Genomic DNA, 19,828 nt, shown 5'->3' on the forward strand with positions numbered 1-19,828 from the left:
CCGGCGATGCGCCAGCTTTTTCTGCTGCGGCACGCAAAGTCGGGCTGGAACGATCCCGCCCTTGAGGACTTTCACAGACCGCTTGCTCCGCGCGGCAGAAAAGCTGCTCCGCTGATGGGCCGGGAAATGGCGCGACGCGGCTGGCTGCCCGATCTTGCGCTGGTTTCATCCGCGGCCCGCACCCGCGAGACATGGGAGCTTGCCGGCGCGCAACTGCCAGTCCCGTGCCCAACGCAATTTACCGAAACAATCTACGAAGCCGCGCCATGGCGCATACTGGCCGAAATCAACAACGTTCCTGACGAGGTGGGGAGCTTGCTCGTTGTCGGACACAATCCGGGGCTGGAACTTCTTGCAAAGATGCTGGCCGACCCCAGTTCCGACAACTCAGTCCTCGACCGCCTGAGCGCCAAATTCCCGACCGCCGCGATTGCGCGTCTTGAAGTGGACCCGGACTGGGCGGAGCTCGCCGCCGGCTCAGCCCGCCTGGCGGATTTCATCTCTCCGAAGGACCTCGGCTGAATTCTATTCAGCGATGCCTTCCTCATATTCCGCGGACATTTCCAGCCAGCGTTCTTCCTGACCGCTCAGTTGCGTCACGAGGTCGGAGCGTTCCTTGGCCAGTTTCGTGGCCTTGGCGGCGTCCTTTTCGTAAAGCGCCGGGTCGCCCAATTCGTCCTCGATCAGGTCGATGCGCTTGCGCAGCCGGTCCATCAGGCCTTCGGTAGTCCTGATCTGCTTGGCCAAAGGTTCAAGCGCGGCGCGGCGCTGGGCTGCCTCGCGGCGACGATCCGCCTTCGAAGCCTTCTCCGCCTCGCGCCTGTCGCGGCGATCGGCCGGCTGTCCCGTCACCAGCGTCTTGTAATCGTCGAGGTCGCCATCGAAGGGCTGCACCGCGCCATCCTTGACCAGCCACAGCCGGTCGGCTGTCGCCTCCAGCAGGTGGCGGTCATGGCTGATGAGGATCACAGCGCCCGGGAAATCGTTCAGCGCATGGATCAGCGCCTCACGGCTGTCGATGTCCAGATGGTTGGTCGGCTCGTCGAGGATGAACAGGTTCGGCCCTTCGAAAGCGGCAAGGCCCATCAGCAGCCGCGCCTTCTCGCCGCCGGAGAGGTCTTTCGCGGCGGTGTTCATCTTCTCGGTCGAAAGGCCGAATTGCGCCACCCGAGCCCGCACCTTCGATTCCGGAGCATCTGGCATCAGCCGCCGCACATGCTCATAGGCGTTTTCTTCCGGTCTCAGGTCATCGAGCTGATGCTGGGCGAAGATCGATGTCTTCAGCCCCGGCGCGACCGTGATCGTGCCGGTTTCGGTCGCAAGCCTGCCGGCCAGCAGCTTGGCGAAGGTGGACTTGCCGTTGCCATTGGCCCCCAGAAGCGCAATGCGGTCGTCATTGTCGATGCGCAGCGTCATGCGCTTCAACACCGGCTTGTCCGGCTGATAACCAACATCGACGCCAGAAAGCGCGACGATAGGGGAAGCCACCGTCTTTTGCGGCTCCGGGAACGAGAACGGCCGCACACTCTCGTCCAGAACCGCGCCAATCGGCTTCATTCGCTCCAGCGCCTTGATGCGCGACTGCGCCTGCCGCGCCTTGGAAGCCTTGGCGCGAAACCGGTCGATAAAGGATTGCAGATGCTTGCGATGCGCCTCCTGCTTGACGCGGCCCTTCTCCTGCAATTCCCGCTGCTCGGCGAGCTGGCGTTCGAACTGATCATAACCGCCGCGCCAGAAGGTGAGCTTCTTGCTGTCGAGATGCACGATCGAGTTGACTGCCCGGTTGAGCAGATCACGGTCGTGGCTGATGAGCAGAACAGTATGCGGATATTTCGCCACATAGGTTTCCAGCCAGAGCGTGCCTTCCAGATCGAGATAGTTGGTCGGCTCGTCGAGCAGCAGCAGATCGGGCTCGGAGAACAGGACGGCGGCCAGCGCCACGCGCATGCGCCACCCGCCCGAAAAGGAAGAAGCCGGCCGCTTTTGCGCCTCTTCATCGAAGCCCAGACCCGACAGGATGGTGGCGGCGCGCGCTTCCGCCGAATGAGCGTCGATGTCGGCGAGCCTGACATGGATCTCGGCAATCCGGTGCGGATCGGTCGCCGTCTTCTCTTCCTCAAGAAGCGCCGCACGCTCCTTGTCGGCCTTGAGCACGATTTCGATCAGCGGCTCTTCGGTCCCCGGAGCCTCCTGCGCCACCTGTCCTATACGCAGGCCCCTGGGCAGGCTGATCGAGCCCGTCTCCGAGGCCATATCGCCGGTGATGGCGTGAAACAGCGTCGTCTTGCCGGTTCCGTTGCGTCCCACGAGACCGGCCTTGGCGCCGGCGGGAAGTGTGAGCGAAGCGTGGTCGAGCAGCAGGCGTCCGGCAATTCGCAGCGAAAGGTCGTTTATGATCAACATGGTCGCGCGTTTTGGCCCGCCTGCGCACCGATAGCAAGGCCGAAAGCGCGATCCCGTCGATCAGGCGTAGGACCTGCCCTCTTGCATGCGCAGAAAATAGACGAGATCCAAAGCCACGGAGGCGCGCCCCAGCATGGTCAGGATGGTGTGAGCCTGCCCGCGATGATGTGTCTGGTGGTTGAAGAAGTGCCCAAGCGCGGGTGAAAGCCGTTGGGAGATGGTGCGCACGTCGGTGACCGTGATGTAGGTGAAACGGCCGGAAAAATCCTTGTCTTCCCGACTTTCGACCCAATCGAAGATGCGCTTGTCCTCGGCCTCGCGCGCCGCCCGAAGCGCCGGCAAATCGCCGTGGAGGACGGTGTCCAGACGTGTCGGCGCATCGCCCTCCCCGGTGAAGCGTTTCATCCAGATGCGATCCGCCACGAGAATATGATTCAACGTTCCCATCATGGAGCCGAACGCGGCTCCGACATCGCGGGTGAACTCATCGTCCGCAAGATCGGCGGCCGCATCATAGATGTGCTTGTTGGCCCACTGGTTGTAGGCTGCAAACATCGTGAAATGGCGTCTCATGCGCTTCTCCCGCCGCTTGGTGCAAAAGGTTAGAGCATTTTGCAGTCAGACGGAATCGTCTGACGTTGCACAAATGCGGCCAGGGAAACAAGCTGGGCAGCGGAGACGCGTTCGTCGGAACGCCCGCTGCTCCATATCTCCAAGTCCCTCTGGACCGCCTCCCCTTGGCAATAGGCCGGCTGGCCTGTATAGAGCGCGCCACACAGCAATCCCAAATTCAGAAGGACGACCCATGGCGCTCGAACGCACCTTTTCCATGATCAAGCCGGATGCCACCCGCCGCAACCTGACCGGCGCCATCACCAAGGCGCTGGAAGACGCCGGCCTGCGCGTTGTCGCTTCCCGCCGCGTGTGGATGAGCCGCCGTGAAGCCGAGGGCTTCTACGCCGTTCACAAGGAACGCCCCTTCTTCGGCGAACTGGTCGAGTCCATGTCCTCCGGACCGACCGTGGTGCAGGTGCTGGAAGGCGAGAACGCCATCGCCCGGAACCGTGAAGTGATGGGCGCAACCAACCCGGCCGACGCCGCCGAGGGCACCATCCGCAAGAGCTTCGCCCTGTCGATCGGCGAAAACTCCGTGCACGGTTCCGATGCTCCGGAGACCGCCGCTCAGGAGATCAAGTACTGGTTTTCCGATACCGAAATCGTCGGCTGATCGCAGCAGGCCATACGAAAAAGCCGGGGACCCTCCCCGGCTTTTTTGTTTTCAGATCAGACGGCTGCCCGGCCTGGAGCGGTTCTGGTTTTCATTGAAACGGCCAAACCGCTCTATCTCTTTGTTTTAGCCGCATTTCAGAACGCAAAACCGCTTCATACTTGTGCTGGAAATGCTCTATCTGGAAAAGCGCAGCAGTTCCTTGCCATCAGCGTCGCTGAAGGTAAGCGTATCGCCGTCGAGCTTGTAATTCTCCACCTTGGCGAGCGACTGGAAATAGGCGTGCTCCGCCTGCATGAGCTTCGGTTCGCATGCCATCTGGGTCGCGCCGACCTGGCCAACCGAAATCCTTTCGCCGTCGATTTTCACGCCGCCAAAGTAGCCGTTGCAAGGCCCTTTGCCATGGGCCCGCCCATCGTCACCGATCGTCAGTGTGGCCGCGCGCTCCGGCAAACCTTCAAAGCCGTCGATGAAGATCAGCCTCCAGTCGACATTCTGGAGAGGATGGTTGCTTTGCCGGGCAACTCGCTTCACCAGAATGCTGTGCTCATCTTTCGCCAGCGGATCGACCCCGTGATGCGTGTCATTGATGAACCAGAGTTCGCCATCGACCGCGATGCGCGCCTGCAGCGCATAGGTCATGTTCGGTCTTATTGCGGAATCATCGAACTTGATCTCGAATTTCACCGGGACCTGCCCTGCCGGCGAAATCTCCTGCTCGCCAATCACGACGGCTGGCGCATCGGCGAGCGACACATCCGCCAATTGGACCGACAAGGCGGCATTTTCCGGGAGCGCAATACGCTCGCGGTAGAAAACATCACCCTTTAGCGTCACCTCTGCCGCTGGCGAGGAAGCAGTTGTCATCATCACACCCGCAACAGGCGCCAGTCCCAGCAAAATCAGTTTCTTGAGCATTTCATGTCCTCGTTTCCGGCCGTTCAAAGGGGCGCACGATTGAGGAAAAAGCATGACATGCGCAAACTCCGCGATTGACCGGAGGTCACTTTAGCCAGTTTGCGAGCGCTGTCTCGTCCGCTTCCCGGGCCTCGACCCAATCGCCTGCCGCTCCATCCACCGTGTGCTCCTTCTTCCAGAACGGGGCGCGCGATTTCAGGAAATCCATCATGAAGGTGGCTGCCTCGAACGCCGCCTGCCGGTGCGTCGAGGCGGTGACGACCAGAACGATGTTTTCGCCCGGTTTCAGCTTGCCGTGGCGGTGGAGGACGGTGATGCCCTGCAACGGCCAGCGTTTGGACGCCTCGTCGGCGATGCGCCGCATCTCGGCTTCCGCCATGCCGGGATAGTGCTCCAGTTCCAGCGCCGAAAGCCGCCCGGCCTCGTCGCGGCACAGGCCCGTGAACGTCACGACCGCGCCGATGTCCCGGCGGCCGCCGGCCAGGCGGGAAATTTCTTCGCCCACATCGAAATCCGCAGACTGGATGCGAATATGCGGCTGGACGGAACCCATGTCGTCACCCGCCAGTCATGGGCGGGAACAGCGCGATCTCATGCGCACCGGCGATCTTCTCGTCATGCCCGACATGTTCCTGATTGATCGCGACGCGGATCACCTCTGGGTGCTGCAAGGCGTTTTCATATTCCTCGCCGCGCTGCTTCAGCCATTTCAGCAGATCGGAAACGGTCTCGACTTCGGTCGGAAGCTCGACTTTCTCCTCCGCCTTGCCGATGCGCTCGCGCACCCACGCGAAATAGATGAGCTTCATCGCCTCACTCGTCGACAATGTGCTTCAGGCCGGCCCTGAAGTAATCATAACCCGTATATAGGGTGACGATGGCTGCAACCCAAAGCAGCACAAGGCCTGTCTGCGTGGTGTAGGGGAAGATCTTGTCACCGGCAGGCCCCGCCAGCAGGAACCCGATCGAGACCATCTGGATGGCCGTCTTCCATTTCGCCAGCTTCGTGACCGGCACGCTGACCTTCAGCGCCGCCAGATATTCGCGCAAGCCCGAAACAAGGATTTCGCGGCACAGGATGATGATCGCCGCCCACAGCGACCAGCCGGCGATGCCGCCGCGATGGTCGGTGTCGGCCGCCAGAAGCAGCAGACAGGTGGCTACGAGCAGCTTGTCGGCGATCGGGTCCAGCATGCGGCCGATATTGGAGGTTTGCTTCCACGCACGGGCGAAATAGCCGTCGAAGTAATCGGTGACGCTCGCGGCGAGGAAAATCGCGAGCGCCGACCAGCGGGCGAAATCGCTCGATTTGAGATTTCCCTCAAGATAGAAACACAGCACGACCAGCGGCACCGCCAGAATGCGGGCATAAGTCAGCATGTTCGGCAGGTTGAAAGCTGGGCTGGCCATTTTTATGCACTCGTTACAGGCAAATCGGATCGGATCGACGCATAGTCAAATCAGAAGGCGGTCGAAGGGGCAACCATCGAAAGCTGTCAACGCGGTAAAACGGTGACCTTTCCGCCCGGACATGCACGCCGGACGCTTATCCATTGTCATGGAAATGATCATAGACAAGCCGGGCGACGCGCTCCGAAATCCCCTCGACCTCCCTCAGGTCCTCCACGGCGGCCCTGCTGACGGCCTTTGCAGTTCCGAAATGATGAAGCAGGGCGCGCTTTCGGGTCGGACCAATGCCGATGATCTCGTCCAGCGGGCTGCTCACCATCACCTTCTTGCGCCGCGCCCGGTGTGAACCGATGGCGAAGCGGTGCGCCTCGTCGCGCAGCCGCTGCACGAAATAAAGCACCGGATCGCGCACAGGCAGCGTGAACGGGTTCTTGCCCCGCACGAAGAACCGCTCACGGCCCGCTTCACGGTCCTGGCCCTTCGCGACGCCGATCGCCGTGACACGATCCTCGACGCCAAGCTCGGCGAGAATCTGGCGCACCGCCGTCATCTGCCCCTGCCCGCCGTCGATCAGGATCACATCGGGCCAGGCCGGAAAGCCATGGGCATCCTCGACTTCCGCGGCGTCCTCGTCGGCATGCTCCTTGAGCAGACGTGAAAAACGCCGCTCCATCACCTCGCGCATCATGCCGAAATCGTCACCCGGAGTGATGGTCGTCGAACGGATGTTGAACTTGCGGTACTGGTTCTTCACGAAGCCTTCCGGCCCCGCCACGATCATCGCACCCACCGCATTGGTGCCCATGATGTGGGAATTGTCGTAGACCTCGATGCGCGTCGGCGCCTTTTCAAGAGCAAAGGTGGCCGCGAAACCCTCCAGCAGGCGCGCCTGCGTGGAGGTTTCCGCCAATCGTCGCCCAAGCGCTTCACGCGCGTTCTGCAAGGCGTGTTCGGTCAGGTCCTTCTTTTCGCCACGCACCGGTACGGACACCGACACCCTGCGTCCTGCGCGCGCGCTGAGCGCTTCCGCAAGAAGCTCTTTTTCCTCGATGCCATGAGACAACAGAATCGCGCGTGGGGTGGGCTTGTCGTCATAGAACTGGGCAAGAAACGAACCCAGCACCTCGCCGGCGTCGAGCGCTGGGTCGGCCTTCGGAAAATAGGCCCGGTTGCCCCAGTTCTGGCCAGTGCGGAAGAAGAAAACCTGTATGCAGTTCTGCCCGCCTTCCTGATGGATGGCGAAGACGTCCGCCTCCTCCACCGACTGCGGGTTGATGCCCTGATGGCTCTGGACATGGGAAAGCGCAGCCAGCCGGTCCCGATAGATCGCGGCATGTTCGAAGTCGAGATTTTCGGAAGCGCGCTGCATCGCCTGCGAAATCTCTTCCTTCACCTTCTGGCTGCGGCCGGAAAGGAAGTCCTTCGCTTCCGTCACCAGCGCGGCGTAGTCGACATGCGAAATCTCGCCGGTACAGGGCGCCGAGCAGCGCTTGATCTGGAAAAGCAGACAGGGCCGGGTGCGGTTTTCATAGAAGGAATCGGTGCAGCTTCTGAGCAAAAACGCCCGCTGCAGGGAATTGATGGTGCGCCCCACCGCCTGCGCCGACGCGAAGGGACCATAATAATCGCCTTTGCGCGAGCGCGCCCCGCGATGCTTGTAGATGCCGGGGGATGGATGATCGGCCGTCAGCAGGATATAGGGAAACGACTTGTCGTCCCGCATCAGAACGTTAAATCTCGGGCGCAACCTCTTGATAAGATTTGCCTCAAGAAGCAACGCTTCGGTTTCCGTCCGGGTGACGACAAACTCCATACGCGCCGTTTCACGCACCATACGGCCGATCCGGTTGGTATGAAAACGTCCCTGTGCGTATTGCGTTACACGCTTCTTCAGGCTGCGCGCCTTGCCGACATAAAGGACATCGCCGGCGGCATTCATCATACGATAAACACCGGGCGCATTGGGCAGGCGCTTGACCAGCGCCTGTATGACTTCAGCGCCGATCTTCGCCTGACCCTCCTCGCCATCCCTGTCGAGATCAATGCCCGTGAAGGACAGCTGGGGAAGTGCTGCGACCACCTCCTCGACGATATCGTCGTCCGGCTCTTCATCGGGCATGTCCGCGACCGCCCGGCCGGAGATTTTGCCCTGTCTTGCGGCGTTCATTCCACGACACCTGCAATATCCGTCGTCTTCCATGCCAGATGCTGGCCGCCGTCGAGCGCGATCATCTGGCCGGTGACGGAGCGCGCCTGCCACAGATAGCGGATGGTGGCGCCGAATTCGGAAAGCCCGGGGCTACGCTTCAGAAGAAGCGCATCGACCTGCTGGCGGAAATCGTCTTCATCCTGCCGGGCGTTGCGCAGTGTCGGCCCCGGACCGATAGCATTGACCCGCACGCGTGGGGCAAGCGCCTGGGCCATGGTCCGGGTGGCGGTCCACAATGCGGATTTGGAGAGCGTGTAGGAAAAATAGCGCGGCGTCAGACGCCACACCCGCTGATCGATGATGTTGACCACGAGCCCCTCGGCGCCGCAAGGCAATTGCTCGACCATCCGCTTCGCCAGAAGAACCGGCGTCTTGAGATGGATTGCGAAATGTTGATCCCATCCCTCCCAGTCGAAATCGAGCGCCGAATCACTCTCAAACACCGAAGCGTTGTTGATCAGGAGGCGCACTGGCCCCAGAGTATCCGCCACGCTGCCGACCAGCCGGCCTGTATCATCCATGTCGGTAAGATCGGCCTCGAAAGCCGCAGCTTTGCCGCCTTGCGCCGTGATCCGGTCGGCGAGTTCCTGCGCTTCTGACGACGAGTTGTTGCCATGAATGGCGACTGTGAAGCCGTTGGCGCACAGATCTTCGACGATCGCGCGCCCGATCCGCTTCGCCCCACCCGTCACCAGCGCGACCGCCGCAACCTCATCCATCTGTCGATTCCTGCTTCAGTTATCCGAGCGTGCCAGCCCGCCTGCCTGACCGCAATCTCCGGCTGGCGTTCAGACTCCGTTTGCGCCTGAGGCGGGATTGTGGCGAAAACGCTGGCGTTCTATCCGATTCACGGCTCGTTGGAACCGTCGCAGCGCCAATATAGGCATGCCAACGCCTTGGACCAAGGGCGTTTAGCCGGATAGCCAGATCCTTCCTGACAGAACCTGTTGCGTGAATGCAACGCCCCCTTTCAGCCTCATTTAGGCCGGAAAATCACCCAAATTCAGGTTCGCTTCCGCCGCATTTCCCCACGAGATTTCGGAACCGATGAGCGGCGGGATCGTTTTTCCTCCCAAGACTGCCTCGCCCCTCACGTCAGGAAAGCCAGTGTCTGTGGCTGAAGGAGTAATGACCATGACGACCAAACTCAAATTCGCAAGGCCCGCAGCGGCAGCGCTCGGCATTCTCGCCTTCGCCGCATCCGCTCCGGCATTCGCCGCCGACGTGGTGATGGAAGAGCCGCCGGCTCCTGCCCCGATCGCCGAACTTCCCGTGGCTTCCTGGGCCGGCCCTTATGCCGGTGTGAACCTCGGCTACGGCTTCAGCGGCCGCGCCAGGGAGCCCGGCAATTCGATCAGCACCGATGGTTTCCTCGGTGGCGCTTTCGTCGGCTACAACTATCAGATGGACAACAATCTCGTCCTCGGTGCGGAAGGCGACATCGGCTACAGCGGCGTCAAGGGCAGCAATGCCGGCGTGGAAGCCAAGGCCGGCGTCGAAGGCTCTATCCGTGCCCGCCTCGGCTACGCGATCAGCCCCGACATTCTGCTGTACGGTACGGCGGGTGGCGCTGCCCAGAGCCTGAAGGTCACGGATAACAACGTCGGCGGCGCCAGCGACCGCAACACCATGCTCGGCTGGACCGCCGGGGCCGGCACCGACATCAAGTTCACCGACAATGTGTTCGGCCGCGTTGAATATCGCTACACCGACTACGGCAAGGAAAACTTCAACCTTGGCGCTGGCGGCTCGGCGGACTTCGACTCGCGTGATCATCGCATCAACTTCGGCGTCGGCATGAAGTTCTGATCCTGACGCTGGATCATACGAAAAAGCCGGGGCTTGCCCCGGCTTTTTTATTGCCTTTCAACCCAGGAAAGCTGCTGTCCGCTGCCCGTCAGGATGGAATGCTGGCCTTCAGTTCCGGGAACTTCTCGTCGAAACGCGCTGCCCACCGCGTCAGCCGCCCGCGACCGCGTTCCCACTGTCCGGCAAAGCGCAGCGACAGATACCCCAACATGGCCCGCACCGCGATCTGGCCCGCCGTGATCTTCTTCGGCAGCTTCGGCGGATTGTCGTTAAGGTGGTCGAGCGCGCGGGCGATCTTGCGCCACTGACCGTCGATCCAGTCCTGATGCACCTTTTCTTCAGGTCTCATGCGGCGCTCATATATGATCGCCAGCGCGCAGTCGCAGACGCCATCGGCAAGCGCCTCCAGCACCTCAGCCTCGGTGCGCTTGTCCGGATTGCGGGGAAACAGCGCATTTTTCGATTCGCGATTCAGATATTGCGTGATGGCGCGGCTGTCGAAGATCACACGCCCGTCGTCCAGCAACAGCGTGGGAATCTTGCCGAGCGGGTTGGCGTCAGTCAGTTGCGGAGGCTGCTCCGACGTATTGATGATGACCGCCTCCAGATCCAATCCGGCGTAGACAGCCGACATGCGCACCTTGGCGCTATAGGGTGACGCTGGTGCATAAAGCAGCTTCGGCATTCTCTCTTTCCATCCTTGTGCAAAGCGCAACAAATTTATCCCTCAAGGCTTTGGAGCCTGTGAGGATGAAAATCGGCCATCACGGCAAATGTGTTATTTCAGGACCCGGCAGCTCGCGTTGTAAACCAGCCAGCGATCGAATCCGGATACACAGAATTCGACATTGTCGCCGGCGATGGAGGCATAGCCCTGCCCCTCTTCGATCAGATACCAGATATCGCGATCATACCCGTCCGAAAGCGTAACCTTCGCACCGCAGTAATGGCGCGCGATCGGCCACCTTTCGCTGGCAGGCTCGCTGCGGCGCAGATGGATACGGTGGAAATCCGATATGGCGACCTGCGGCAGATTGGGAACGTTGCGCACCTGGTGCGAGAACTTGCTGCTGATCCGGTTCAGAACCGACGGCGTGTTGCAAACCGTGGACGGAGCCTCCTCCACGTAGACGGAGAGGTCGGCGGCCTGAGCCGCAGGCTGCACGAGCAGCGGGGCGCAGATGCCGACGATGGCAACAAGGGCAGACTTGGCGGCGCGGATCATTTCAGCCTCATAAGGTGATTTGGCGGCACTTTGAGGATTTCGCGCGGCGCGGTCAAGCGTCTCGATTTTCCCCCGCGAGCCAGCTCAATGAGCATTTCGAGCCGGGCTCCAGTTCAAGCAACCGGTGAAGTTCCGGGAAAGCGACATTCAACTCCTGCTCAAGCGTAAACGGCGGATTGACCACGATCATTCCGCTGCCGTCGAGCCGGGGCGTTGAACCGGCGGGCCGGATCTCAAAGGCGACATCCAATATGCGCGGAATACCGGCATCCGCCAGCGATCTGCGGAAGTCGGCGACGGCCTTGCGATCCTTGATCGGATACCACAGCGCATAGATGCCGCCCGGCCAGCGGCGATGCGCGCGTTCAAGACCTTCCGTCAGACGCCGGAATTCCCCGCCTTGCTCGAAGGGCGGATCGACGAGCACAAGCCCACGCTTTTCCTTGGGCGGAAGATGCGCGCCGAGCGCCAGCCAGCCGTCGAGCTCGATCACGCGGGTCTGAACGTCTCCTTCGAAGCATTGCCTGAGCTGAACCGCATCCCGCGGATGCAGCTCGATTGCGGTCAGCCTGTCCTGTTTGCGCAGCAGATGGCGCGTGATCATGGGCGAGCCCGGATAATGCGCAATTTCAGGGCCAGCGTTCACAGCGCGCACCGCATCGAGATAGGGGGCCAGAAGCTTCCCTGCCCGGGAATCCAGTTGCGCGCCCGCAATGCGGCCAATGCCGTCGCACCACTCTCCCGTCTTGCCCGCCTCCTCCGCCGCCAGGTCATAGAAGCCGATACCCGCATGTGTATCGATCACGCGGAACGGCTTTTCCTTACGCTTGAGATACTCAATGATGCGCGCCAGCACGACATGCTTGACCACATCGGCGAAATTGCCTGCGTGATAGGCGTGCCGATAGTTCATTCCCGATTGCCCCTGCCCCAGCGCGGAGACCGGGAGTTCGGATTCTCGGGGCGCCTGGCTCGACGCCGGAACGCCAGCACCAATCCGACGACGCCTATTCCCATCAGGGACAGGCCAGCCGGCTGCATGCGCGGATCGACCGCCCCGGCATCGCGCCTTAGCACCAGCTCGACGCCCTTGATATCGGCGTCCACGAGATCGCTACGCTGCAGATCGAACCGGTAGATTCCTCCTCCGATCCTTTCGATCAGCCCGCCATCGGCCCGAAACACCCGCTCGGTAATTTGCGGGCTTTTTTGCCGCCGCAGCGGGTCGGCCGGAAATTTCAGCACGTCCTGAAATACGGTCTGCCCGTCATGGGTGGCGGTTATGCCTAGCTCCGCGCGGCCAGTCTGCACGGCATGAGGCCGCCATATAGTCAGATCGACCAGCACCCGCACGGGAGCATCGGAAGATTTCAGCCGCACCTGAGCCGGTACGAAGCGACCCGACTCAAAGACGCTCCACGTTCCGATTTCGGAGCCTGAAAAGTTTGCGACGGCCCATGGGTAAAGGCCGAGCGCGGCTCCCGCCAGGAGAATAAGCAAAAAAAGCAAACGCACCTTCAGGCTCCCTCAGCCCCGCGACACGGTATGCCAAACCCGGAACTCATGCCTTACGCTCCCAGCGCCGGTCCGGAGTCTGTTGCCAATAGGTCACCTCGTGGCCAGCCGCCTTCATCGTCGTCCAGTGGCTGCGGGCGGATTCGAGCTGGGCGGCGTCGTGTCCGTCGAACAGGAATACGGCCCGCTCATAGGCGGAAAGGTCCGGCGGCTCCGCTCCGTCGACCAGAAACCGGATTTGCGCCCCGTTCGCATTGTCGCCGCCGGTGGTGAGCAGAACCGGCTGTTCGGCCGGGAATGCTTCGCGATCGGTGCCGTGGGCGAGAAACGAATCGTCCCGGAAAGTCCACAAATGCTGGTCGAGCGCATCGCGGCGGTCTTCAGAGCCGGTCTGCACCACCACCCGCCAACCACGCTGCAGGCTGCGCTCCAGCAAGCCGGGTAGCGCATCCTCCAGCGTCGATTCGGTCAGGTGATAAAACAGTATCTCTGTCATGACGCCGCGGCCGGTCCGGCCCTGTGATTATGAAACCTGCTACTTCTCATAATGATCGCGGACAAGGCGGTCGAGCAGTCGAACGCCGAAACCCGTACCCCATGAATGGTTGACGTCATTCGACGGCGCGGCCATCGCCGTGCCTGCAATGTCCAGATGCGCCCAGGGCGTGTCGTCCGTGACGAAGCGTTGCAGGAACTGCGCGGCGGTAATGGCCCCGCCATAGCGCCCGCCGATATTCTTCATATCCGCATTCCTGGATTCGAGCAGTTTGTCATATTCCAGGCCGAGCGGCATACGCCACAGCCGCTCCCGCGTGGCGAGACCGGCCTGCGTCAGATGGTTCGCCAGATCGTCATCGTTCGCGAACAGGCCGGCGTGATGCTGGCCCAGCGCCACCATGATCGCGCCCGTGAGCGTGGCGAGATCGATCACCGCGGAAGGCTGGAAACGCTCGCAGCAATACCAGAGCGCATCCGCCAGAATGAGGCGGCCTTCCGCATCGGTGTTGAGAATCTCGATGGTCTGGCCCGACATGGAAGTCACGATGTCGCCGGGGCGCTGCGCATTGCCGTCGACGGAATTCTCCACGAGCCCGACGATGCCGACCACATTGGCCTTGGCCTTGCGGGACGCCAGCGCGCACATGAGCCCGGCGACAGCCGCCGCTCCACCCATATCGCCCTTCATATCCTCCATGCCGGACGCCGATTTCATCGAGTTTCCGCCGGTATCGAAGGTCACGCCCTTGCCGACCACGGCCAGCGGTTTCCCACCCTTGCGGCCGCCTTCCCAACGCATGACAGCCAGGCGCGCGCCCCGCGGCGAGCCTTGCGCCACGCCAAGCAACGCCCCCATACCGGCCTTCTTCATTTCCTTTTCAGTCAGAACCTCGACCTGAAGGCCCAGCGACTCCAGTTCCTTGATACGTGCGGCGAATTCGACCGGCCCCAGCATGTTGGCCGGTTCATTGACGAGGTCGCGAGCCAGAACGACCCCATCGACAACAGCTTTCAGCCCGGCGAACGCCTTTTTGGCGCCAGTGGGGTTCGCACACATGATCGTGATCCGGGCCGGCTTCGAAACGACGCCGCTTTTGTCGTCTCCATTGTCCGATTTGCGGGTCTTGTACTTGTCGAAGGCATATGCGCGCAGCAAAATTCCGGCTGCGATATTGGCGGCGCAGGCCGGATCGGCAGCCACCTCGCCGGGCAGATCGAGCAATACGCTCGCGTCCTTGGCCTTGGTCGCGGAAGCGGCAATCACCCCGCCCAGCCGAAGCCAGGCATATTCATCCAGCTCGGCGCTCTTGCCAGCCCCGACGGCCACCAGCTTGTCCAATCCGCTGCCCTGGGGCGCAATAACTTCCAGCGTGGCCCCGAATTTGCCCGAAAAGTCGGCGATCCCGAAAGCGCGCTCAAGCACCCCGGCCGGATCGACACCGGCCACAGCCTGCCCGAAACCATCCTTTTCGGCAGACAGGAGGTAGGCATTGCCCTTTGCAGGTACGGAAAACTTGGCGAAGCTTATTGAAGGTGTCGGTGTCATCAAACTGGACTTTCGGTTCGGTGAAGGATGGCGAGAGTTGGTCGTTTTACGCGCCCTGGCAAGCTATGGTGACAACCGTGGATAGCAGATTGCGCGATTCGGCCGTGCAGCATCGGCTGCATTCTAGCGTCATTCTTCCTGAAACCAGTTGTTAACCATGGGCCTTCGCGCTTTTTTATCCATTGGGAACCACATTGCGCCTGTGGGAAGCGCGATCCGTTCCGGAGTGTCGGATCGCGCCGTTGGTGCGGGCGGCGCCGGGGCCGATAATTCCTCTGATCGAGGCAAGATGCCAGTTGAACCGCTCGAGAAACCGCCTGCATGAAGGTCATTGAACGCTATATAATGCGCCGCATGCTGCTGCTCTTTCTGGCGGCTCTGGCATGGACGCTGGCGATCGTGTGGACGACGCAGGTTCTCGCACGCATCGACCTCGTCACCGATGGCGGACAATCGGCGCTAACATTCTTCGAAGTTGCGGCGCTCATCATACCGACCGTCATCCCCATCGTCGTTCCTTTCGCCGTCGCCGGCGCGGTCGCCCAGACACTTTCAGGCATGAACGCCGATTCCGAATTGGTGGTGATCAACGCCGCCGGCGCGTCGCGCATGACCGTGGCCAAACCTGTGCTGATCCTCGCGGTTGCAGCCGCCATATTCTGCTTTCTGATTCAGAACGTCGTCGAGCCCTATGCCCGTCAGCGCAATCGCGAGCTCATCACGAATGCGCGCGCCGACTTCCTTTCGCTCGTCATTCAGGAAGGCACGTTCCGCAAGATCGAGGACGGGTTGTTCGTGCAGGTCGGCGAACGGCTGCCGGGGAATCAGCTCGCCGGGCTTTTCGTAGCCGACAGCAGGGAAGAAGGCGTCGACCTGATCTATTACGCCAAGACCGGATCGGTGGTGGATCTCGCCAACGCCAAGGCCCTGCTGATGAACGATGGCGTCATTCAGCGAAAAGCGACCGGCGGCGACATATCCATCGTCCATTTCACATCTTATGCGTTCGACCTGTCGGCATTCGAACCGGAGGCCGGCGCGGCCACACTGATGCCCAAGGACCAGAGCACCGCCTATCTTTTCAATCCCGACCGCAATGACAGACATTACAAGAGGTCGCCCCACTCCTTTCGTAACGAATTGCACAAGCGGTTTTCCGAGTGGCTCTACCCGATCACGTTCGCCCTGATCGCTCTTGCTGTGGCCGGTGACGCGAAATCGCATCGTGAAGCGCGCATCCATCCTCTGGTGACCACCATCTGCATCGCCTTGTTCGTGCGCTGGATGGGCTATTTCGCCGAAGGACAGGGCAAAAACCAGCCTCTTTTGAACTATGCGCTCTATGCCGTTCCCATCGGCATGGCGCTCGTCTCGGTGTGGTGCATCAGGACCCAACGCGCAATGGAATTGCCCATTGGGTGGGTGGACAGGATCAACGCTCTGCCCACCCGCGTGTCGCGCCTCATCACCGATGTCAGATTACGGATTTCCAACGCACGCGCAGGCGGAGGATCCGTCTGATGGGCTGGACGCTCGGGCGCTATTTCTTCTTTCGCTACGCAACCATCGCGACATGGTTCTTCCTCGGCATTTTCGCGCTCGTCTTCCTTATCGATTTCACGGAGCTGACCAGCCGCACCGCCCGCATACCGGGGTTCACTTACTGGATCGGCGCCACCATCTCGGCGCTGCGGGTTCCGATGCTGGTGCTTCAGACGGTGCCGTTCGTCGGGCTTTTCGCCGCGATGGCCACGCTCATATCCCTTAACCGAAAATACGAACTGGTGGTCGCGCGAGCCGCGGGCATCTCGGCGTGGCAATTCCTTCTGCCCGTATGCCTCGGGGCCTTTGTTTTCGGCATTCTTTCTGTTGCGGTTCTGAACCCTCTGGCGGCCAAGGGGCTTATCCAGTCTCAGAACATCGAGGACCTGCTGCGCTCGGGCGAATCCAACCAGGTCGACAGCGACACCGTGCCGTGGTTACGGCAGAAAACCGCATCCGGCGACACCATCATCGGCGCGCGCGCAATCCTTTCGCAGGGTTTGCAGATGTCGGATGCGACCTTTTTCATGCTGGATCGCGACGGCGAGATCTTCGAACGCAAGGACGCCCGCCGCGTGTTTCTGCGCGACGGCTATTGGGAATTGCAGGATGTAACCGTGCGCCCCTCCGATGGGCCCGGCGAAAAGAGAAAGACCGACCGCGTTCCCACAGATCTGAAGCCGGAGTTCGTTCAGGAAAGGCTCGCCCAGCCGGAAACCATCCCGTTCTACGAACTGCCCCGGAAGATCGAGGTTGCCCGTTCATTCGGCCTTGGTGCAAATGCCTTTGCGATGCAGTTCGATTCGCTGATCGCCCTGCCCTTCCTGCTGGTGGCCATGACTCTGATAGCGGCTACGGTGTCGATGCGCTTTGCACGCATGGGGCAATCGGCGACAATGATTCTGGGTGGCGTCGTGGCCGGGTTTCTGCTTTATGTCGTCTCGGTTCTCGTCAAGGCGTTCGGCGTGGCGGGTTTCGTGCCCACAATCGTGGCTGCATGGTTCCCGGTTGTCGTCGCCATGTTTTTCGGGGTAACATTCCTTTTGTATAAGGAAGATGGCTAGTGAGGGGGGCGGTTTTGCAAAACGGTCGGTTCAGCCGATTGTCGCTCCTGTGCGGCGTCAGCGGCCTCGCCTGCCTTCTGGCGGGCGGCCTGGCGGCTACGCCCGCTCTCGCACAGGACATGCAGGATCTGGCCCAGAGGGTTCCTTCCGACGCGCAGATGCTGCTGGAATCCGACACGCTGGTCTATGACAACGATTCGCAGACCGTGACCGCCGTCGGCGGCGTGCAGATCGACTATGCCGGCAACCGGCTGGTCGCCGAGCGCGTGGAGTATGACCGCAACACGCAGCGCCTTGTGGCGAGCGGTAAGGTCGAGATTATCCACAGCGACGGCACCAAGGTCAGCTCCGAGCATATCGACATCACAGACGACTTCGCGGACGGCTTCGTGAACGCACTGCGCGTCGAGACTGTGGACAAGACCTATTTCGCCGCCGAGAGCGCCGAGCGCATGGGCGGCGTGCTGACCACGTTCCATAACGGCGTCTACACGGCTTGCGAGCCGTGCGAGGACAAGCCGGACAAGCCCGCCATCTGGCGCGTCAAGTCGCAGAAGATCATCTGGAACAGCCAGAAAAAGACGATCCGCTTCCAGAACTCCAATTTCGAGTTCTTCGGCCTGCCGATCGCCTATCTGCCGGTGTTCGAGATTGCCGACCCCACGGTGAAGCGCAAGAGCGGCTTCCTGTTCCCGTCGATCTCATACAAGTCCGATCTCGGCGTCGGCGCCGGCATTCCCTATTATTTCGCCCTTTCCCCCACCTACGACCTGACGGTGAAGGGTAACTACTATTCGAAGCAGGGTTTCCTTGGTGAGGCCGAGTGGCGCCAGCGTTTCAACAGCGGTCAATACAGTGTGAAGGTTGCCGGCATCCGCCAGCAGGACCCGGGCGCATTTAAAGCCGATACCGAAAACCGCGGCCCCAACGACGACAACAAATTTCGTGGCATGATGGGCACGAAAGGTCAGTTCGCGATCAACTCGCGCTGGGATTTCGGCTGGGACGTCCTGCTTCAGACAGACAAGAATTTCTCCCGGACCTACAGCATCGACGGCTTCAGCGATTACGCTCACCGTTCCGAAGTCTATCTGACCGGCCTCAACGATCGGAATTACTTCGATCTGCGCGGCATGAAATTCCAGATTCAGGAAGATATTCTCAAAAGCGACCCACGGCAGCGTGGTCGTGACGAAAAGCAGCCCTGGGTTCTCCCATCATTCGACTATGCCTACATTCCTGATACTCCGCTTGCCGGTGGACAGCTTTCGCTGAATGTGAACGCACGGACCATCAGCCGTGACCGGATCGATCAGGCATTTAACACTCCTTACGTTCCCACATCTGGCGTGCAGCGTGTCCGTGGCGTCGAGGGCGACAGCGGTCGCCTGACTGCCGAAGCGGAATGGAAACGCTCTTTTGTCACCGATGGCGGCATGGTGTTCACGCCGCTACTCGCCTTCCAGGCTGACGGCAACTATCTCAATGCGTCGTCGGACTCCCTTGTCGCCATTAACGACATGGCCAGCAACCGCGGCACGACAGCCGACATGCGCTCGTCCTTCTTCCGGTCCATGGCGACTCTGGGTCTCGAATGGCGCTGGCCGATCCTCTTTTCCGCGACCGGCTCTTCCCATGTGCTGGAGCCGATGGCGCAGCTCTTCCTGCGCCCCAATGAGGATTATGTCGGCGGCCTTTCGGTTCCGAATGAGGATGCGCAGAGCTTCGTCTTCGACGCCTCGACCCTGTTCGAGCGCGACAAGTTCTCCGGCTACGACCGCATCGAAGGTGGCTCGCGCGCCAATGTCGGCTTCCGCTATGTCGCCAGCTTCAACAATGGCTGGACGACGAACGCGCTGTTTGGCCAGTCCTATCATCTGGGCGGAGAGAATTCCTTTGCCGCGCCCGATCTCGTCAATGTAGGCGCCAATTCCGGTCTCGAATCCGATCGCTCCGATTATGTCGGCCTTGTCGGCTTCAGCAGCCCGAGTGGCGTTTCGGCGTCGCTCAGCGGGCGGTTTGACGAACAGACTTTTGAGGTCCGCCGCTCGGAAGCCAAGCTCGGCTATAGCGGCGGCCCGGTTTCCCTGTCGGCCCGCTATGCCTTCATCCAGTCCCAGCCGGACTATGGCTTCACCGAAGACCGTCATGAAGTCTCGCTCGGTGCTTCGACCCAGTTCGCCGAAAACTGGCGCGTTTTCGGCTCCGGCACCTACGATCTGGAGAAAAACGTCCTGGTCAAGAACGGCGTCGGTTTCGGTTATGCCGACGAGTGCTTCACCTATCTGATGACCTACTCCCAGACGCGGAACCGTGACGACAAGGATGTTTCCCAGACGATCGGGTTCAACATCACTTTCCGGACGCTCGGTGATTTCGGATCCTCCAGCGGCAACATCGTCCAGTAAACTGGCGCTCGACACGGTTTTGCCGCATAAAGCGGGCAGAAGCCCGATTCATA

The 19,828-nt window shown here is 61.1% G+C and carries 20 protein-coding genes; 6 read left to right on the forward strand and 14 right to left on the reverse strand.

Features of this window, described 5'->3' with window-relative positions; genetic code table 11:
- Positions 1–6: 6 nt before the first annotated feature.
- The gene (locus ABID44_RS01850; RefSeq protein WP_354149971.1) at positions 7–522 is read left to right on the forward strand and encodes a SixA phosphatase family protein; all 516 of its coding nucleotides are present in this window, start codon (positions 7–9) and stop codon (positions 520–522) included.
- A gap of 3 nt (positions 523–525) precedes the next feature.
- Here the strand turns inward: ABID44_RS01850 and ABID44_RS01855 are convergent, their stop codons facing one another.
- Both ABID44_RS01855 and ABID44_RS01860 read right to left on the reverse strand, forming a co-directional pair.
- Positions 526–2,403 carry an ABC-F family ATP-binding cassette domain-containing protein gene (locus ABID44_RS01855; protein WP_354149972.1) on the reverse strand — a complete coding sequence of 626 codons (1,878 nt, stop codon included), beginning with the start codon at positions 2,401–2,403 and terminating at the stop codon, positions 526–528.
- Between the two features lie 60 nt (positions 2,404–2,463).
- Positions 2,464–2,976: a DinB family protein gene (locus tag ABID44_RS01860; RefSeq protein WP_354149973.1), complete on the reverse strand. Its 513-nt coding sequence runs from the start codon at positions 2,974–2,976 to the stop codon at positions 2,464–2,466.
- Positions 2,977–3,208: 232 nt separating this feature from the next.
- On the opposite strand from ABID44_RS01860, the gene ndk reads away from it, so the two are divergent.
- A complete protein-coding gene (gene ndk, locus ABID44_RS01865; protein ID WP_354149974.1) occupies positions 3,209–3,631 on the forward strand; it encodes a nucleoside-diphosphate kinase in 423 nt (140 codons plus the stop codon).
- Between the two features lie 177 nt (positions 3,632–3,808).
- Here the strand turns inward: ndk and ABID44_RS01870 are convergent, their stop codons facing one another.
- The 6 genes from ABID44_RS01870 to ABID44_RS01895 all read right to left on the reverse strand — a co-directional run bounded on the left by ABID44_RS01870 (position 3,809) and on the right by ABID44_RS01895 (position 8,887).
- Entirely contained in the window at positions 3,809–4,549 is a 741-nt protein-coding gene (locus ABID44_RS01870; protein ID WP_354149975.1) for a YbaY family lipoprotein, read from the reverse strand.
- 85 nt (positions 4,550–4,634) lie between these two features.
- Positions 4,635–5,102, reverse strand: a complete 468-nt coding sequence (locus ABID44_RS01875) for a molybdenum cofactor biosynthesis protein MoaE (RefSeq protein WP_354149976.1) — start codon at positions 5,100–5,102, stop codon at positions 4,635–4,637.
- A gap of 4 nt (positions 5,103–5,106) precedes the next feature.
- Positions 5,107–5,358 (reverse strand): molybdopterin converting factor subunit 1, encoded by a 252-nt coding sequence (gene moaD, locus ABID44_RS01880; protein WP_354149977.1) that lies wholly within the window; start codon positions 5,356–5,358, stop codon positions 5,107–5,109.
- 4 nt (positions 5,359–5,362) lie between these two features.
- Positions 5,363–5,959: a CDP-diacylglycerol--glycerol-3-phosphate 3-phosphatidyltransferase gene (pgsA, locus tag ABID44_RS01885; protein ID WP_354149978.1), complete on the reverse strand. Its 597-nt coding sequence runs from the start codon at positions 5,957–5,959 to the stop codon at positions 5,363–5,365.
- 136 nt (positions 5,960–6,095) lie between these two features.
- On the reverse strand, positions 6,096–8,126 hold the full coding sequence (gene uvrC / locus ABID44_RS01890) for an excinuclease ABC subunit UvrC (protein WP_354149979.1): 2,031 nt from the start codon (positions 8,124–8,126) through the stop codon (positions 6,096–6,098).
- Complete coding sequence (locus ABID44_RS01895) at positions 8,123–8,887, reverse strand: SDR family oxidoreductase (protein ID WP_354149980.1); 765 nt, start codon at positions 8,885–8,887, stop codon at positions 8,123–8,125. Before ABID44_RS01895 ends, uvrC begins: the two co-directional genes overlap by 4 nt.
- Positions 8,888–9,302: 415 nt before the next feature.
- On the opposite strand from ABID44_RS01895, the gene ABID44_RS01900 reads away from it, so the two are divergent.
- A complete protein-coding gene (locus ABID44_RS01900) occupies positions 9,303–9,977 on the forward strand; it encodes an outer membrane protein (RefSeq protein WP_354149981.1) in 675 nt (224 codons plus the stop codon).
- Positions 9,978–10,065: 88 nt separating this feature from the next.
- Here the strand turns inward: ABID44_RS01900 and ABID44_RS01905 are convergent, their stop codons facing one another.
- The 6 genes from ABID44_RS01905 to ABID44_RS01930 all read right to left on the reverse strand — a co-directional run bounded on the left by ABID44_RS01905 (position 10,066) and on the right by ABID44_RS01930 (position 14,761).
- Positions 10,066–10,662, reverse strand: a complete 597-nt coding sequence (locus tag ABID44_RS01905) for a glutathione S-transferase (RefSeq protein ID WP_354149982.1) — start codon at positions 10,660–10,662, stop codon at positions 10,066–10,068.
- Between the two features lie 93 nt (positions 10,663–10,755).
- Positions 10,756–11,202, reverse strand: a complete 447-nt coding sequence (locus ABID44_RS01910; RefSeq protein WP_354149983.1) for a hypothetical protein — start codon at positions 11,200–11,202, stop codon at positions 10,756–10,758.
- A gap of 52 nt (positions 11,203–11,254) precedes the next feature.
- Positions 11,255–12,115, reverse strand: a complete 861-nt coding sequence (locus ABID44_RS01915) for a 23S rRNA (adenine(2030)-N(6))-methyltransferase RlmJ (RefSeq protein WP_354149984.1) — start codon at positions 12,113–12,115, stop codon at positions 11,255–11,257.
- A complete protein-coding gene (locus tag ABID44_RS01920; RefSeq protein ID WP_354149985.1) occupies positions 12,112–12,717 on the reverse strand; it encodes a hypothetical protein in 606 nt (201 codons plus the stop codon). Before ABID44_RS01920 ends, ABID44_RS01915 begins: the two co-directional genes overlap by 4 nt.
- 46 nt (positions 12,718–12,763) lie before the next feature.
- Positions 12,764–13,213 carry a DNA polymerase III subunit chi gene (locus tag ABID44_RS01925; protein ID WP_354149986.1) on the reverse strand — a complete coding sequence of 150 codons (450 nt, stop codon included), beginning with the start codon at positions 13,211–13,213 and terminating at the stop codon, positions 12,764–12,766.
- A gap of 39 nt (positions 13,214–13,252) precedes the next feature.
- Positions 13,253–14,761 (reverse strand): leucyl aminopeptidase, encoded by a 1,509-nt coding sequence (locus ABID44_RS01930; RefSeq protein WP_354149987.1) that lies wholly within the window; start codon positions 14,759–14,761, stop codon positions 13,253–13,255.
- A 321-nt stretch (positions 14,762–15,082) separates the two neighbouring features.
- On the opposite strand from ABID44_RS01930, the gene lptF reads away from it, so the two are divergent.
- The 3 genes from lptF to ABID44_RS01945 are packed head-to-tail and all read left to right on the forward strand — an operon-like array spanning position 15,083 to position 19,775.
- Positions 15,083–16,282: an LPS export ABC transporter permease LptF gene (gene lptF / locus ABID44_RS01935; protein ID WP_354149988.1), complete on the forward strand. Its 1,200-nt coding sequence runs from the start codon at positions 15,083–15,085 to the stop codon at positions 16,280–16,282.
- Positions 16,279–17,367 (forward strand): LPS export ABC transporter permease LptG, encoded by a 1,089-nt coding sequence (gene lptG, locus ABID44_RS01940; protein WP_354150187.1) that lies wholly within the window; start codon positions 16,279–16,281, stop codon positions 17,365–17,367. Before lptF ends, lptG begins: the two co-directional genes overlap by 4 nt.
- On the forward strand, positions 17,367–19,775 hold the full coding sequence (locus ABID44_RS01945; protein WP_354149989.1) for an LPS-assembly protein LptD: 2,409 nt from the start codon (positions 17,367–17,369) through the stop codon (positions 19,773–19,775). Before lptG ends, ABID44_RS01945 begins: the two co-directional genes overlap by 1 nt.
- The last annotated feature ends 53 nt before the right edge of the window (positions 19,776–19,828 follow it).

Origin of the sequence: Aquamicrobium ahrensii (genome assembly GCF_040545755.1) — a bacterium.
GTDB classification, from domain to species: Bacteria; Pseudomonadota; Alphaproteobacteria; order Rhizobiales; family Rhizobiaceae; genus Mesorhizobium; species Mesorhizobium ahrensii.